Annotated in this window: 12 protein-coding genes; 4 read left to right on the top strand and 8 right to left on the bottom strand. The window is 37.6% G+C overall.

Features of this window, described 5'->3' with window-relative positions; all coding sequences use genetic code 11:
- The first annotated feature begins 1 nt into the window (after nucleotide 1).
- On the top strand, nucleotides 2–1,426 hold the full coding sequence (locus ACFILW_RS03130; protein WP_375685158.1) for an MFS transporter: 1,425 nt from the start codon (nucleotides 2–4) through the stop codon (nucleotides 1,424–1,426).
- Between the two features lie 43 nt (nucleotides 1,427–1,469).
- Here the strand turns inward: ACFILW_RS03130 and ACFILW_RS03125 are convergent, their stop codons facing one another.
- From ACFILW_RS03125 to ssb, 7 genes are all read right to left on the bottom strand, one after another.
- Nucleotides 1,470–2,669, bottom strand: coding sequence for an MFS transporter (locus ACFILW_RS03125; protein ID WP_375685157.1), 1,200 nt, complete (start codon nucleotides 2,667–2,669; stop codon nucleotides 1,470–1,472).
- A gap of 1,281 nt (nucleotides 2,670–3,950) precedes the next feature.
- Nucleotides 3,951–5,069: a tRNA guanosine(34) transglycosylase Tgt gene (tgt, locus tag ACFILW_RS03120; protein WP_375685156.1), complete on the bottom strand. Its 1,119-nt coding sequence runs from the start codon at nucleotides 5,067–5,069 to the stop codon at nucleotides 3,951–3,953.
- Between the two features lie 1,463 nt (nucleotides 5,070–6,532).
- The gene (locus tag ACFILW_RS03115; protein ID WP_375622384.1) at nucleotides 6,533–7,045 is read right to left on the bottom strand and encodes a peptidylprolyl isomerase; all 513 of its coding nucleotides are present in this window, start codon (nucleotides 7,043–7,045) and stop codon (nucleotides 6,533–6,535) included.
- 18 nt (nucleotides 7,046–7,063) lie between these two features.
- Nucleotides 7,064–7,657 carry a peptidylprolyl isomerase gene (locus tag ACFILW_RS03110; protein WP_375622383.1) on the bottom strand — a complete coding sequence of 198 codons (594 nt, stop codon included), beginning with the start codon at nucleotides 7,655–7,657 and terminating at the stop codon, nucleotides 7,064–7,066.
- Entirely contained in the window at nucleotides 7,647–8,165 is a 519-nt protein-coding gene (gene coaD, locus ACFILW_RS03105; RefSeq protein ID WP_375622382.1) for a pantetheine-phosphate adenylyltransferase, read from the bottom strand. The genes ACFILW_RS03110 and coaD overlap by 11 nt, the downstream gene beginning before the upstream one ends.
- A gap of 24 nt (nucleotides 8,166–8,189) precedes the next feature.
- Nucleotides 8,190–10,973, bottom strand: a complete 2,784-nt coding sequence (gene gyrA / locus ACFILW_RS03100; protein WP_375685155.1) for a DNA gyrase subunit A — start codon at nucleotides 10,971–10,973, stop codon at nucleotides 8,190–8,192.
- 230 nt (nucleotides 10,974–11,203) lie between these two features.
- A complete protein-coding gene (ssb, locus tag ACFILW_RS03095; RefSeq protein ID WP_375645829.1) occupies nucleotides 11,204–11,710 on the bottom strand; it encodes a single-stranded DNA-binding protein in 507 nt (168 codons plus the stop codon).
- A 330-nt stretch (nucleotides 11,711–12,040) separates the two neighbouring features.
- Here ssb and uvrA point away from each other — a divergent pair, with 330 nt between their 5' ends.
- The gene (gene uvrA, locus ACFILW_RS03090; RefSeq protein WP_375685154.1) at nucleotides 12,041–14,956 is read left to right on the top strand and encodes an excinuclease ABC subunit UvrA; all 2,916 of its coding nucleotides are present in this window, start codon (nucleotides 12,041–12,043) and stop codon (nucleotides 14,954–14,956) included.
- A gap of 106 nt (nucleotides 14,957–15,062) precedes the next feature.
- Here uvrA and ACFILW_RS03085 read toward each other — a convergent pair whose 3' ends face one another.
- Nucleotides 15,063–15,455, bottom strand: a complete 393-nt coding sequence (locus ACFILW_RS03085; RefSeq protein WP_375685153.1) for a hypothetical protein — start codon at nucleotides 15,453–15,455, stop codon at nucleotides 15,063–15,065.
- A 563-nt stretch (nucleotides 15,456–16,018) separates the two neighbouring features.
- Here ACFILW_RS03085 and ACFILW_RS03080 point away from each other — a divergent pair.
- Both ACFILW_RS03080 and glnA read left to right on the top strand, forming a co-directional pair.
- On the top strand, nucleotides 16,019–16,357 hold the full coding sequence (locus ACFILW_RS03080) for a P-II family nitrogen regulator (protein WP_375606671.1): 339 nt from the start codon (nucleotides 16,019–16,021) through the stop codon (nucleotides 16,355–16,357).
- 59 nt (nucleotides 16,358–16,416) lie between these two features.
- Nucleotides 16,417–17,826, top strand: coding sequence for a type I glutamate--ammonia ligase (gene glnA, locus ACFILW_RS03075; protein ID WP_375622377.1), 1,410 nt, complete (start codon nucleotides 16,417–16,419; stop codon nucleotides 17,824–17,826).
- Nucleotides 17,827–17,915 lie beyond the last annotated feature (89 nt).

Genomic DNA, 17,915 nt, shown 5'->3' with positions numbered 1-17,915 from the left:
GGTGAAAAAACAAAGCTGGTCTGCGCTTTTATTGGGTAAAAATGGTCTTTGCTTTTTAACATTTACAGGTGGTGTTGTATTACACGCTACCAATGTTTATATTGTTATTACTATTTTACCTTCCCTTATGAATCATCTTGGTAATGAATATTATTCTTGGGTGGCGACTGTCTTTATTACAGCTTCACTCCTTGGTACTTCTCTTGCAACAAAAATATTAGGGAAACTAGGTCCTCGCAACGCTTATGTTATCTCTGGACTTATCTTTACCTTAGGCACTTTCTTGTGCAGCATTTCTTCATCTATGCCATTATTTTTAATAGGACGCTTTATTCAAGGATTGGGAAGTGGTTCTTTGTTATCTCTATCCTATTCCATGGTACGTATTATTTTCAGCCCATCTTTATGGTCTCAGGCATTAAGTGTTATCTCTGGAATGTGGGGAATATCAACCTTGTTAGGACCAGCAATCGGAGGAATTTCTGTATATTATGGCCTATGGAGAGCATCTTTTTGGATCATTGGCGCATTAGCTATATTCTTCTCACTCATAGCCTTTAAATTTTTACCCAAAAAGAATGAAAATTATGTTCCAACATCCCCTTTCCCTCTTCTCCAGCTTTTCACACTCACCTTATTGATTTTTATTATTTCTGTTGGAGGAGCTATGGACACGACAATGGCAAAAATTTTCGGATTAGTCATCGGACTTAGTCTTCTCTTTGTTCTAGCAAAAATCGAATCTTCTACCCTTCACCCTATGTTGCCGCACAAATCCTTTTCTTTCTCTTCTGAAATTTTTTCTGTTTACGCATTAATCCTCGTTATGACGACAGTCGTATATAGTATAGAGCTTTATCTTCCACTTTTTCTTCAAGAGCTTCATGGACAAGCTCCACTTATTGCTGGTTATATAGCAGCACTTATGAGCCTAGGGTGGACATGTGGATCCCTTTCAAGTGTTGGTGTATCGGCAAAAAAAATTCGCAATATCATTATATACTCCCCCCTATTAAAACTGTTGGGCATAGCTATTCTTTTATGGCTCATACCAACAGAAGTTTCCACATTTGAATATATTTTTATTATCTGCTTAGCACTATTTTCTATTGGAATCAGTGCGGGCATAGCATGGCCCCATTTGCTCACACGGATCTTACAATGTGCAAATGATGAAGATGCTCTACGTGCCAGTGAATCCCTTACCTCTGTACAACTATTTTCAGCGGCCTTAAGTGCAACTCTAGCCGGAGTTATCACCAATCTTGCCGGACTATTTAATCCTGGAGGAACAATAGGAATGATCTTAGCAGCAAAAACTCTTCTTATAGTGCTCATTGGTCTTTTATTTTGTCTTGCTATTCCATTAGCGCTGCGCATTTCTTACTGCATGTTTAAAAATCCAACAGGACATTCCAATAATTAAATAAATATAACAATACCTTCTTCATTTTAAAAATGAAAAATAATTAAGCATGCTTCTCCATATACCATGAGACGCAAAAAACCATTAATCCACACAAAGTTAGAACACTTCCTAAAACAGCTGTATATTCATAACTATAGCCCAATTTTAAAACTAATGCTCCAGATTCTGCACCAAGAGCATTGGCAATATTAAAAGCAGACTGCATTAATGCTCCTGCCAAAATCTGTCCTTGTAATGCAACATCCATAATTTTTGTTTGTATAGAAGGCATAGCAGCAAAAGAAGTTCCAACAAAAAAGCATCCTATTGCTGCCGTTAACGGAGCATAGGATAAAAAGAAAAAAAGAAAAAAAACCAATACACTCCAAAGCATAGAGAAAAATATCATCGGTGAAATGCCAATTTTAACAGCCAATTTAGGACCCAAGAGATTTCCTACCACCATCCCCAATCCAACTAACGGCATAATAAATGGTACCCACTCAAGTGAAACCCCAGAAATATGCATTAATGTTGACTTAATATAAGTGAAAACAGAAAATAATCCTGACGCTCCCACCGAAACCATCAGCAAAAGAAGCCACACCTGCTTTTGCTTTAATGCATTCATTTCGCGTAAAGGGCTCGTTTTTTGAGCATTTGAATCACAAGGCAAAAAATTCCAAATAAGCAAACAACATAATAAAGCAATCATCCCCACAAGAATAAAAGCAAACTGCCAACCAATAAGTTGTCCCATCCAAGTAGCACTTGGTGCTCCCAGAACGGTTGCAATTGTTAAGCCAAGCATAACATAGCCAACAGCTTTAGAACGTTCTTTCATTTCTACCATTGAAGAGGCAACCATAGCCGCAAGTCCAAAATAGATTCCATGAGGAAGTCCACTGAGAAAACGTAATACTACTAATATGCTAAAATCAGAAAAAAAGGCACTAGCAATATTTGCTAAGGCATAAAAAAACATCAAGCCTATCAAAACAATTTTGCGTGATACCTGAGCTGTTGCCACAGCTAAAAGAGGTGCTCCAATCACAACTCCTAATGCATAAGCAGAAATATATTGACCAGCGGTAGGAATATCAACATAGGAACTTCGTGCCATCTCTGGCAGTAGCCCCATTGCAACAAACTCTGCAGTACCAATAGCAAAACTGCCCACGGCAAGAGCTAAAATTATTAAACGTCGTATTCTCGAATCAATTCCCAATACAAGAACCTTTTGTTGATAAGAATCCCTCATATCATCACTTCTGGATAGGAGTTTTAACTGTAAATATCTGTAATACACACAAACAAAAATTCAAAACATTGTTATACGCATGCCCAATAGTCCCCAATAAAGTTTTAGAAATATTTTTATATATAAAGCATTTTATGGAGTTTTAAGTAAGATTCTTTAATGGAAAATCTTTGAAAACCTCAAGGTCATAGACGTATTCACATTCACCTATTTCTATCAGATATACCAGATAATAAACTTTGTCTCCTCTTTTCAGCCGTTGAAATTTTACAGTGAAAACTTTATTTTACAACGATATACTATACCCTATAAATAATTCTAAAATTTGCTGAATAATGCATTTCAAACAAGTGAACAATATCTCATCATTATCTTGATACAAAGATAAAACTTCTCCCCCAATTATTGTTGCTTTATTTTTGCTACCTAAATGCAGATCCCCCAAATCGATAAGCTATAATTTCAACTTTAGGCCATTCTTATAAATTATTATAGAGTCTTTTAAAAATTCTCATGATAATAGTGCTTGGTTTCTAGATTTATTAAATATCCTCTTTTAGGCATCTTTCCCCCTCCCTCACAGAGGAATCGCATCAGATATCTAACTCACTATCTGTAAATTAAAATATTCACGCAAATATATTATGATTATTTTCAGATAAATTCTATAAAAAAATCATAAAGTAAATATAATAAGTTTTGTTTTAATATATTTATTTATATTTTATAAATATATTAATTAATATTTATTTTTCATGATATCAAATGTATAGTTTTTTAGTTTTATAATATTAATAATATTACATAAATATATTGTAAATAATATTTATATTAAGATATAAAAATAATAACAACATAAAATTATAACATTTTAAATATTATAAGCTTATTTTAATTTTCTAAAAATTTATCTGTTCGATTGTATATAATCCATTCTTTACCTTTAGTAATAAAAAACACAAAGTAGCTCATAAAAATACAATTTTCATACTTCTTTAAGAGTTCGCTAACGCCTCATTAACATTGTTGCTGTAAACAGTAATCAGAAACAGAAAAACTGTTTTTCTCCGGATCAGGTAGCGCGTACCGGAGTAACAGTTTCTGTTTTTATCTAGTAATTAGAACAAGAATATGTGTCCTTATAAAACCGCACTGTTATATCTTAAGATAGTGGAGTTTTATAATTTTGGAAGATATTTCTAATTTCATATTTTTAGCTAAATTTGTAAATGCGAGAATAAATTCAATAAAAAAATGAAGTACTATAGTACGATTAATATTTTAGCGTCCTTGTGCCCATAGAGCACGCGTTTCAGCGCAAAAATCAGCATAACAGCCTTCTTCAATAGCATCACGAATTCCCTGCATCAGTTGCTGATAATAAAAAAGATTATTCCAAGTCAACAACATCCCCCCAAGAGATTCACCAGATTTAATCAAATGATGCAAATAAGCACAACTATAATCATTTGCTGCTGGACAAAGTGACTGTGGATCAAGAGGATGGGGATCTTCTGCATAACGCGCATTACGCAAATTAATTCTACCAAAGCGGGTAAAAGCTAAACCATGACGTCCTGCACGCGTTGGCATAACACAATCAAACATATCAACACCACGAGCAACACTTTGTAAAATATCATCAGGTGTCCCTACTCCCATAAGATAGCGTGGTTTATCCTCTGGTAAAATCGGACAAGTAGTATCCAATACTGCTGTCATAACACTCTGCGGCTCACCAACAGCAAGCCCTCCAATAGCGTAACCTTTTAAATCCATTTCTTTTAATGCTTGAGCAGAACGTTCACGCAGTTTCATATTATCACCACCTTGAACAATCCCAAACAATGCTTTATCTGGCTGATCTCCAAAAGCCGTTTTACAACGTTGCGCCCACCGCAATGAAAGTTCCATAGCTTCTTCCATTTCTTTTTCAGTGGCAGGTAATGCAATACATTGATCCAATTGCATCTGAATATCCGCATCAAGAAGTCCTTGAATTTCGATAGAACGTTCTGGACTCATTTCATAGTAGGCTCCATTAATGTAAGAGCGAAAAATCACACCTTGTTCAGTAATTTTACGGATTCCCGCCAATGACATAACCTGGAAGCCACCAGAATCGGTTAAAATAGGCCCGCTCCAGCGTGAAAATTCATGTAATCCTCCCAAACGCGCAACACGTTCAGCTCCTGGACGTAACATTAAATGATAAGTATTCCCCAAAATGATATCTGCACCAAGATCACGTATTTGATCCATATACATAGCCTTAACGGTTCCTGCCGTCCCAACTGGCATGAATGCGGGTGTACGGACGCACCCTCTCCCCGTTATAATTTCGCCTCGACGTGCATACCCATCTTGAGCAATTTTTCTATAATGAAATGTCTTTATCATAACTCTCGTCTTTTTGATTCCATCAATGCATATCTCTATAGTAAAGAGAAAAGGTATCTCCCTTACGAACATTGTTATAAATTTTATGAATTAATTCTTGATTCGCTCAATATTGTACCCAGCATAAAAAATTAAACGAGATAAAAGAACATTTCTTGTTAAGAAATCACCATAATAAAAGTGATAATCTAGCTCCAGAAAAAGAGTAAAATCCTTATAATATCACACCTCAAAATACCTACGCTTAACGCACTAAAACCTTAACAGAACTGCAAAATTATTATCACAATAATTTCATCCTCACATACTTCCATAAGCAATAACTTTGTGCGCACAAAAGAAAATTCTGAACGCATTGTACAACTTACAATATTCTTTAACTTTTACAGATAAAAATTTTTCATCTATTGGGTACTGCGATCCTCACGCTTAATAACAGCACAAATGAGCATAATCATTTATCCACTCACAATATTAAGATAGCTCTTGACATTGGAGATAATTCACAAAAGAAATTAACGTGTAAATAAAAATACTTTAAAAAACTAAAAATGCTTTTTGTAAAGATTCTCAAATACCAAAAGCTCTATCGTAACATTAGAGGCTGAAAAAGCGTATGATGGTACCCGTTTGTTCCTTCACAAGCTTTAAAGGTGGTGGTGCATAATAGATTTTATACTATTTATAGCTTTAAAACTATACACGCCATGAATGTCATCGTGGAAGTGAATGTTGATATGTACTAAGAAATGCTTCTTAAAAAAACACGTAAATACGCAACACAAGTGTATTCCGTTTGGAGCATTCCTCTATTAAAAAACGAGAAAAATAAAAGCGTAAGTCCATGCATAATCTTCATTATTTAAAAGATATTGCGTTAGATACTTAAAAAAAGTAAAGTTGAATTAAAAAAGAGATGGCAAGACTAGCCATTTGTTTCACTTCTGTACCTTTATATTCTTCTAAGATTAAACTGTCTTCTTATTTTAAAGATTACGCCAATATATATAAATGCTGGTTTTCCACTTTGCTAAGAAAACTGGATGAGCTAGTAAAGCTCTTATCTGTCTTAATATGTGTTTCAAACATGCTTCTGCATTAGAATTGGATGTTGATTTACGAGCAGAAAACAAAAGCACACGCTCTCTTAAGAAAGTAACATCATAAAACCATTAAGAGCGGCAATGGATTGAAGAGAAATGCCGAATTTTTTATAAAACACTTTGCCAAACAACAACCATAATACAACAGACTTTACGTTTTCTTATTTTGACAGGTATTTTACAAATCCTTTGCGTTATATTCTTCAGGAAGATCCGATTGAAGGAAATATATGGACAATGCTTAGCTCGAAATTATAAAAGGTAAAGCGTGATACTACAAAAGAGTTTCGTGTGCCTTTATTGATCAGAAAAGAATATTTTTTTCTTAGAAACTTACAATTGAAATTAGTATAATTTATACTACTCTACATCCGCAGCAATAACAGCTTTGGTAATTGCATCGGGCTCTACAACAGGTTCACCACGTTTAATTTTATCAACATTTTCCATACCTTCAACAACCTGTCCCCATATGGAATATTGACGATCAAGCCACGGAGCATCTGCAAAACAAATAAAAAACTGAGAGTTAGCAGAATTTGGATTCTGACTCCGTGCCATAGAAACTGTACCACGCTTATGAGAAAGATTTGAAAACTCTGCTGTTAAATTTGGTTTTTCTGCTCCCCCCATACCAGCACGTGATAAATCGAATTTATCACTATCTTTTTTTCCAAATTGTACATCCCCTGTTTGCGCCATAAAACCATCAATAACACGATGGAAAATAACATTATCATAAGCACCTTCACGGGCGAGTTCTTTAATACGTGCAACATGACAAGGTGCTAAATCAGCAAAAAGCTCAATAACAACTCTGCCCTTTGTTGTTTCAAGAATTAAAGTATTCTCTGGATTTTTATTCTCAGCCATATGGAAAGCTCCCTTGATTCATTTTTCAACTTGTAAAGTAGCAGCATTAATAACATCAGGATTTTTTACAGATCCATTATTACTTGTCGTACCTTTTTTTATTTTATCAACAACATCCATTCCCTTTATAACCTCTCCAACAACCGTATACTGACCGTTTAAAAAATCAGCATCATCAAAACAAATGAAGAATTGAGAATTTGCGGAATCCGGATCTTGTGACCGTGCCATCCCAACTGTACCACGCTTAAACGGCTGCTTTGAAAACTCTGCCGGTATATTAGGATAATTTGAGCCCCCCATACCAACGCGTTTCAAATCAAAATCTTTACTGCCTTTTTTTCCAAATTCTACATCACCAGTTTGCGCCATGAAATTAGGAATAACGCGATGAAACACAACATTATTATAGGCCCCCTCCTCTGTTAATCTTTTGATTTGCGCAACATGCTTTGGCGCCAAATCAGGACGCAGACGAATAATGACATCACCATCTTTGAGAGATAAAACAAGAAGGCTTGCATCACTTGCTGGGCTAGGATTACCAGCGACAGCGGACAATGAAAAAAAACAAAACACACATATCAAAACAGCAAAAATTCTACGAGACACAATTATTCTCCTCTAAAGACTGGAATTTCGAGCGCAAAGCTTGTGCAATATTGGGCGGCACAAATGGTGTCACATCACCTCCCATAGAGGCAATTTGACGAACCAATGTAGAGGTTATCGCACGCCCAGAAACACTTGCCGGCAAAAAAACAGTTTGCAATTCAGGAGCCAGAATGCCATTCATCCCTGCCATTTGCATTTCATAATCAAGATCAGTACCATCACGCAATCCGCGAATGAGAAATGAAGCACCAACTTCACGTGCCTTGTCAATGAGAAGGTTATTAAATGAAAGAACCTGTAACCGATTAAAATCTGCACCGAAAAAGTCTTTCCCTACTTGGGTAATAAAACCAACACGCTCTTCAAAGCTAAAGAGTGCTTTTTTGTTACCCTGTATGCCTATAGCGACGACCACCTTATCAGCTAACACAAAACACCCTTTTAAAACATCAAGATGACCGTTTGTAAGAGGATCAAAAGAACCTGCGTAAAGAGCAATTTTCATGACTTTACTCCTTCCTCTTCAAAATTATTTTTCTTCGCTCATATCAACTGTATCAGAATGCTTCTCACCTTCATCATCTAATGAACTCGTATCATCTTCAGGTTCAGAAATACGTTCAACCGATACGACTCTTTCACCTTTGGCTGTATTAAAAATTGTAACACCCTTAGTTGAGCGCCCAGCAGTACGAATTCCCTCAACAGGGACACGAATAAGTTGTCCCCCATCTGATACCAACATAATTTGATCCTGCGCTTTCACCGGAAAAGCCGCTACTAATTTACCAATTTCAGCTGTTTTAGATGGATCTGTTGCACGAATCCCTTTTCCGCCACGTCCCGAAATCCGGAACTCATAGGAAGAAGAGCGTTTACCATAACCAAACTCACTCACTGTCAAAAGCATTTGTTCACGTGTATGAAGTTCTGCATAACGTTCATCTGTTAACTCTGTTTCAGCACCCCCATCTTCTTCATCAAGAGTTATAACATCTTCAACATCAGCATCTGCACCAGAAGCACGCCGTTCATTTATTACACGTTTAATATAAGCAGAACGCTCAATGGACGTCGCCTCGACATGCTCTAAAATTGTCATCGAAATGACTTTATCACCTTTAGCCAAATTGATACCACGAACCCCCACAGAATTACGCCCCGCGAAGACGCGAACATCTATAACTGGAAAACGGATACATTGTCCATTGGCTGTTGTTAGAACAACATCATCATGTTCTGTACAGGTTTCAACAGAAAGAATTTCATCTTCTTCATCAAGTTTCATCGCAATTTTACCATTACGATTAACCTGAACGAAATCTGATAATTTATTACGACGCACAGTTCCACGTGTTGTCGCAAACATAATATCTAATGCACTCCAGCTCGCTTCATCTTCAGGCAAAGGCATAATCGTTGTAATACGCTCACCTTGTTGTAAAGGAAGCATATTGATCAAAGCCCGCCCACGCGATTGGGGTGTCCCCAGCGGCAATCGCCAAACTTTTTCCTTATAAACAATCCCACGTGATGAAAAGAAAAGAACCGGAGTATGCGTATTGGCCACAAACAACCGCGTTACAAAATCCTCATCCTTCGTGGACATACCAGAACGCCCCTTACCACCACGTCGCTGTGCACGATAGGTATTAAGAGGCACACGCTTAATATAACCACTATGGCTTACCGTTACCACCATATCCTCTGGTGCGATCAGATCTTCACTCTCCATCTCAGCGCTACCAAAACCAAATACGGTACGTCGCGGCGTTGCAAATTCCTCACGAAGAGCACTCAACTCATCCTTAACAATAGACATAATGCGTACGCGTGATGCCAAGATCTCAAGATAGTCAGCGATATCCACGCCAATTTTATTCAATTCATCAGCGATTTCATCACGCCCAAGGGCTGTCAATCGTTGCAAACGCAATTCTAAAATAGCACGCGCCTGTTCTTCAGAGAGATTATAAGTACCATCCTCATGAATAATATGACGAGGATCATCAATAAGTTTAATCAAAGGCGCAACATCCATCGCCGGCCAGCGTCGCTCCATTAACTGTGCACGTGCTGTCTGCGGATCAGGAGCTTTGCGAATAAGCGCTATAATTTCATCAATATTGGCAACAGCAAGGGCAAGACCAACCAAAACATGGGCCCGTTCACGCGCTTTACGCAAAAGATATTTTGTTCGCCGACTGACGACTTCTTCCCGAAAAGAAACAAATGCACGAAGCATATCAAGCAACGTCATCTGTTCGGGTTTTCCTCCATTCAAAGCAACCATATTACAACCAAAGGAAGTTTGTAGCGGCGTATACCGATATAATTGGTTTAAAACAACTTCCGCAACAACATCTTTCTTCAGCTCAATAACGACCCGATATCCATCACGATCCGATTCGTCACGCAAATCAGAAATTCCCTCAATGCGTTTATCACGCACCAATTCGGCCATTTTCTCAATCATCGTTGCCTTATTAACTTGATAAGGGATCTCACTCACAATGATTGCCTGTCGACCACTGCGAATTTCTTCGATCTCAACTTTAGCGCGCATAATAATTGAGCCACGCCCTGTTTCATAAGCTGCACGAACACCAGAATGGCCGAGGATAATGCCCCCTGTAGGAAAATCTGGACCAGGAACGATTTCAATTATTTTATCGAGTGTGATATCGGGATTATCAATCAAAGCGATACACGCATCAACAATTTCACCAAGATTATGGGGCGGAATATTGGTTGCCATTCCCACAGCAATTCCACCGGATCCATTGACCAAAAGATTAGGAAAACGTGCTGGTAAGACAACCGGTTCACGTTCACGCCCATCGTAATTATCCTGAAAATCAACAGTATCTTTATCAATATCAGCTAACAGTTCTTCTGAAACTTTTTCTAAACGACACTCAGTATAGCGCATGGCCGCAGGTGGATCACCATCAACGGAACCAAAATTTCCCTGACCATCAATTAATGGATTTCTTAAAGAAAAGTCCTGCGCCATACGCACTAATGCATCGTAAATTGAAGCATCACCATGGGGATGAAATTTCCCCATAACCTCACCAACAACACCAGCAGATTTACGATACGACTTATTGAAAGAAAGCCCCATCTCATTCATAGCATGAAGGATACGTCGATGAACAGGCTTAAGACCATCACGGACATCAGGAAGTGCACGTGAAACAATCACGCTCATCGCATAATCGAGATAGGAGCGTTGCATCTCATCAATAATACTGATTGGTTCAATACCGGTTAGCACATCACGTTCTGGGTGTGGAGTAAGATCGGTCACAGTTTCAAAACTTTCAAAAAAGAATCATTTCACTTTATTTATAGCGAAAAATACACCAAAATGCTAATTTCTCTCCCATAACAAAAAAGAAATTTAACAATACTTTTCAAGATGTTATTAATTTATATTTTAAATTACCAATAATAATGAACAATTTTTATTTTGCTAAACTTCAAAAATCTGAAACAAACAAACCATAAAATGATCATAATACTGCAATTTAAAGACTCCTAAAAAGGGACGTCATCATCTAATTTGTGTGAAAAACTTTCTCCCAATTGATTATTGTTTTGACCAAAAGTATTTCTCTGATTTGAATGACTATCGGCAAAACCACCACTATAACTCCCGCCTTGACTTACTCCTTGCTCCCCGCTCGCAGCTCCCCGCCCATCAAGCATTTGTAATTCGCCACGGTACTTTTGCAAAACAATCTCTGTTGTATAACGGTCATTTCCATTTTGATCTTGCCATTTTCGTGTCTGTAACTGCCCCTCAATATAAATTTTGCTGCCTTTTTTTAAATATTGCTCTGCAACTTTGACAAGGTTTTCATTAAAAATAACAATACTATGCCACTCAGTGCGTTCTTTTCGCTCATTTGTATTCCGATCGCGCCAACTTTCTGAAGTAGCAATACGCAGATTTGCCACTTGATCACCAGAATTTAAACGGCGGATTTCAGGATCCGCACCAAGATTACCAATCAAAATAACTTTATTAAGGCTACCAGCCATCGTATAAACTCCAAAATTTTAATTCGTAAAATACTCTGTTCTATAACAGTCATAACCATCTTGACCTTCAATTTACATGTCGCAATTGACCATCAATATGGGTATTGCTATCCTTTCCTAATACTGTATTCAGTGTAATTATAACAAAAGATGAGAAAAACACATAGTTTATTCCACCACGAGAGAATAAAAAGCTGCTCATTTGTATTTTTTTCACAAAACTTATACCTTCCTTTTGCATTAAAGCAGTTAAACGCATTGTAATTCTAAAAAAACAGTTTTATTCCATTTTAGGTGCTCAATTTTTGCCACATATGCCAAGGATAAAGTATGACTCATCAAAAATATATCTCCATTCGCGGTGCACGTGAGCATAATCTTAAAAATATTGATCTTGATCTGCCTCGTGACAAACTCATCGTTATAACAGGACTTTCTGGATCAGGGAAATCATCCTTAGCGTTTGATACAATTTACGCTGAAGGACAACGCCGCTATGTCGAAAGCCTTTCAGCTTATGCACGCCAATTTTTGGAAGTCATGCAAAAACCCGATGTCGACCGCATAGACGGTCTCTCTCCAGCTATCTCCATTGAACAAAAAACAACCAGCCGCAATCCTCGTTCAACAGTAGGCACTGTTACTGAAATCCATGACTACATGCGCCTTCTCTTTGCTCGTATTGGCATTCCTCATTCTCCTGCAACAGGACTTCCTATTGAAAGCCAGACAGTAAGCCAAATGGTGGATCAAATTATGTCCTTACCAGAAGGAATGCGAATTTTTATTATGGCACCCTTAGTGCGAGGACGAAAGGGAGAATATAAAAAAGAGCTAACAGAACTTTTAAAAAGAGGATTTCAACGCGCTAAAGTTGATGGCAAATTTTATGAAATCCCTGACATTCCACCTCTGGATAAAAAATATAAACACGACATCGATGTCGTGGTAGACCGCATTGTTGTACAGAAAGATATCACCTCTCGCTTGGCTGATAGTATAGAAACCTGTTTACAACTAGCCAATGGACTTGCCATTGCTGAAATGGCAGACCAACCCTTGACACAAAAAGAAACGACAAAGGAATCTGCTCATAAATCAAAAAATGATACACACAAACGGATCATTTTTTCAGAAAAATTTTCCTGCCCTGTATCGGGTTTCTCTATCCCTGAAATTGAACCACGCCTTTTTTCATTCAATAATCCTTTTGGCGCCTGTCCTCTCTGCGATGGACTGGGTATCAAAAAAGCAATAGATCCACTGAAAATTGTGCCCAATAAAAATCTTACCTTCAAGAATGGCGCCATTGCCCCTTGGGCTAAATCAGATTCACTTTACTATAAACAAACCTTAGAAGCATTAGGAAAAGCTTACGGTTTCAAACTCACAGATCAATGGTGTGAACTCTCTAATGAAGCACAACAAGCTATTCTCTACGGTTCAAAAAGAGATGAAATTTCTTTTATTTATAAAAATCATTCTGGTTCGCATAAAACGACCCAACCTTTTGAAGGAATTATCCCTAATATGGAGAGACGCTGGAAAGAAACCGATTCTGCTTGGTCTCGAGAAGAAATCGAACGCTATATGTCTTCTTCGCCCTGCCCAGCTTGTCATGGTTATCGTTTAAAACCAGAAGCACTTGCTGTAAAAATCAATGGAATGCATATTGGGCAAATATCAGATCTTTCCATCTCAAAAGCAGATGATTGGTTTGCCAATGTTCATCAATATCTCACAGAAAAACAACGTAATATCTCCGTACGTATTTTAAAAGAAATTCGCGAACGCTTGGCTTTTTTAAATCATGTAGGATTGGAATATCTTACCTTGTCTCGAAATTCAGGAACACTTTCAGGGGGAGAAAGCCAACGCATTCGGTTAGCATCCCAAATTGGTTCTGGTCTTACAGGCGTTCTTTATATTTTAGATGAACCATCTATCGGTTTACACCAACGCGATAATGAACGCCTTTTGGAAATGCTGCGCCATTTGCGCAATCTTGGCAATACAGTTATTGTTGTTGAACATGATGAAGATGCTATTCTCACGGCAGACTATGTTGTCGATATGGGCCCTGCCGCGGGCGTTCATGGTGGAGAAATCATAGCGCAAGGGACACCGCAGGAAATTATAGAAAATTCAGCCTCTCTTACAGGCCAATACCTTGCAGGAAAAATGGCTGTTAGAATGCCGACAGAGCGACGCAAAATATCAAAAACGAAAACACTTAAAGTCATTGGCGCAAAAGGCAATAACCTCAAAAATATCAATGCGAACATTCCTCTTGGAACATTCACATGCATAACCGGTGTTTCTGGAGGAGGAAAATCAACATTTCTTATTGAAACGCTTTTCAAAGCAGCATCACATCATATCATGGGCTCTCATCACAACCCCGCCAGCTATGATAAAATTGAAGGGTTAGAATTTCTTGATAAAGTCATCGATATCAACCAATCCCCTATTGGACGCACTCCACGCTCTAATCCCGCAACCTATACAGGCGCTTTTACACCGATTCGTGAGTGGTTTGCCGATCTTCCAGAATCAAAAGCGCGCGGTTATAAAGCTGGGCGTTTTTCATTTAATGTTAAAGGAGGACGCTGCGAAGCATGTCAAGGCGATGGAGTCATCAAAATTGAAATGCACTTTTTACCTGATGTCTATGTTACTTGCGATGTCTGTAAAGGAAAACGCTATAACCGAGAAACACTAGAAATAAAATTCAAAGGACAGTCTATAGCCGATATTTTGGATATGACAATTGAAAAGGCAGAGGAATTTTTCCAAGCTATTCCCGCTATTCATAATAAAATGGAAACTCTCATTAAAGTAGGATTGGGTTACATAAAAGTAGGACAGCAAGCAACCACACTTTCTGGTGGGGAGGCACAACGTGTAAAACTTGCGAAAGAACTTTCTCGTAAAACAACGGGACGTACACTCTATATTTTGGATGAACCGACAACAGGTTTACATTTTCACGATATTTCCAAACTTCTTGAAGTGCTTCATGAACTAGTCGAGCAAGGTAACACAGTCATCGTCATTGAACATAACCTTGATGTTATAAAGACAGCCGACTGGATTATTGATTTGGGACCAGAAGGTGGAGATCGCGGTGGCGAAATTGTTGCAATTGGACGCCCTGAAGACATCATTAAGGTTCCCGCTTCTTATACGGGAAAATTTCTAAAAGATGTTTTACTGCGCCCATCTCTTTATAATTCCAATTCTTAGAAACGCTTTCCATTGTAAAATACAGCATACTAACAAAGCCTGTACTTTTATTATTACTTGTAAACCAACACCTAATTCCAGTGGTGCAACATGTTTGAAGCAAAGACTAAAAACAATTTAGCGCTTTATAAGCTGTTTCAGTTGTCGTATTGCCAAATAAGAATGCGCGCATAATTGCATATTTATTCTCTGTTTTGTTTATAGCTGAAACGACCAGACAGCCTAATTTTGGCAGAATACGAAGTTTTAAGGGTATAACCCAATTCCCATATTTAACATCTTCTTTTAATTCATCTTGACGGCTTTCAAAAGCATCCGCTGCAATATTGTTTAAATAATGAAGATTGCGCATTGCTTCACGCTTTTGTTTATCGCATTCTTTAATGGGATTACATTCCTCACGAAGGGACACAACACCCCAAACGGAATATATTTGCGTTGCCAATTCACACATCTGTTTCAAAGAAATATTTCTCAACGCTCCCCAAGCCCATTTCACGACATCACCCGAGAATGGGAAATTGATTATTATACACCATCATCTATGAAGGAGCGTAATCGGCATCATCACACTCTTTTCCAATATTGTCCCATCCATACCCTTTAATATTGCAACAACCTTTGGTTATCGAAAGCTTTCATAAAAGGCATTTTTAGTCCTTTTTTCAAATATTTTTATCCACACGCTCGTATCTCTTGATAAACAAAGATATAATTTTGATTGATTTACTATAAGAAGATCTAAAATGAGAAAATCTTACGTTATTAGAATTCCTCACTCAATATGGGAAACGTCTAATTATTGTTATAAATAAAGGCATTATATAACAAAAAAGAAACCAAATACTCTTATTATATTATTTTGATTCGTTTACAAGGATAGTAAGCTTTTTCCAAAACAATAATATTTCACTTTATTATACAAAAAAGTTCTCCTCCAAGAGTATATAGTGTCATCATTTATGACTTTTTGTGCACAAACTATCTGTTGGACATCTTACAGTTGCCAATATAATGTGATGCAGTCTAAAAAGACAAAATAACGTTGGAGATAATTTCAGCATGAAAAAAATTGAAGCCATTATAAAACCTTTCAAACTTGATGAAGTGAAAGAAGCGCTTCAAAAAATTGGATTACATGGTATTACAGTAACAGAAGCGAAAGGTTTTGGTCGTCAAAGGGAACATACAGAACTTTATCGTGGCACGAAATATGTTGTTGACTTTCTACCTAAAGTAAAGATCGAAATTGTCGTGTCCGATGACAAACTAGAACAAACTGTTGATGCAATACGTAAAGCAGCTCAAACCAAACATATAGGAGATGGAAAAATATTTGTCTTTTCCATTGATGATGCAATTCGTATAGGCACGGACGAAACCGGTATCGATGCTCTTTAATAAATAACGAGAAAATTTACTTTTTTATCTACCTCAACGTCACATTAAGGAAATTGAATATGACAACCGCATCAGATATTATCAAACAGATTACAGACAACGAAATCCGTTTTGTTGATTTACGTTTTACTGATCCACGAGGAAAATTGCATCACATTACAATGGATATCGCAGAGATCAGCGAGGATACTTTTAGTGATGGTGTCATGTTTGATGGTTCTTCAATTGCTGGTTGGAAAACAATTAATGAATCTGACATGGTTTTAATGCCAGATCCTGGAACAGCACATATTGATCCTTTTTTTGCTCAATCTACTTTAGTCATATTTTGTGACGTACTTGATCCTGTCTCTGGAGAGTTTTATCGTAGAGATCCTCGTTCTATCGCCAAAAGGGCCGAAGTTTATATGAAATCTTTAGGCATTGGAGATACAATCAATGTAGGTCCAGAAGCGGAGTTTTTTATCTTTGATGATGTGCGCTATAAAACAGACCCTTACAACACAGGATTTAAACTCGATTCAAGTGAACTTCCTTCTAATGATGATATGGAATATGAAACAGGCAATCTAGGACATCGCCCACGAATGAAGGGAGGTTACCTTCCTGTTCCGCCGATTGATTCTTGCCAAGATATGCGTTCTGAAATGCTCACAGCACTCAAAGATATGGGGGTACAGGTCGAAAAACACCATCACGAAGTAGCAGCAGGCCAACATGAATTGGGTATTCGTTTTGATACACTCGTTCGCGAGGCTGACAAGATGCAAATTTTTAAATATGTCGTGCATCAAATAGCAAACAGTTATGGAAAAACAGCAACCTTCATGCCAAAACCAGTTTTTGGTGATAATGGGTCAGGAATGCATGTTCACTTCTCCATTTGGAAAGATGGCAAACCCATTTTTGCAGGAAATGAATATGCCGGACTATCAGAAACCTGTCTGTTTTTTATCGGTGGTGTTATTAAGCACGCAAAAGCAATAAATGCTTTTACCAACCCATCCACAAACTCCTATAAACGTTTGGTTCCTGGTTATGAAGCTCCTGTTCTTCTTGCCTATTCTGCACGTAATCGTTCCGCATCTTGCCGTATTCCAATGAGTTCCTCACCAAACTCAAAACGTGTAGAAGTACGTTTTCCAGACCCAACAGCCAATCCCTATTTGGCATTTTCCGCTCTCTTAATGGCTGGTCTTGACGGTATCAAAAACAAAATTCACCCTGGACATGCTATGGATAAAGACCTTTATGATCTTCCCTTAAAAGAACTCAAAGACATCCCTACCGTTTCAAGAAGTTTGCGTGAAGCACTTGAAGCACTCGACAAAGATCGTGGCTTTCTTAAAGCTGGCGATGTTTTTGATGATGATCAGATTAATTCCTTCATTCAAATAAAGATGCAAGAAGTTTTGCGCTACGAAACAACGCCTCATCCTATTGAATTTGATATGTACTATTCCGTTTAAACAATCAGTACGCACTCTTTTGGTATTTAAAATGGAGGCAAAAGCCTCCATTTTTGTGGATATTCGTCTCATGCAAAAGCGCAAGAGGC

This window comes from Bartonella sp. TT110JLCBS (assembly GCF_042193405.1).
Lineage (GTDB): Bacteria > Pseudomonadota > Alphaproteobacteria > Rhizobiales > Rhizobiaceae > Bartonella.
Note: the sequence above shows the minus strand (reverse complement) of the source record. Positions and strands in the feature narration are given on the sequence as shown.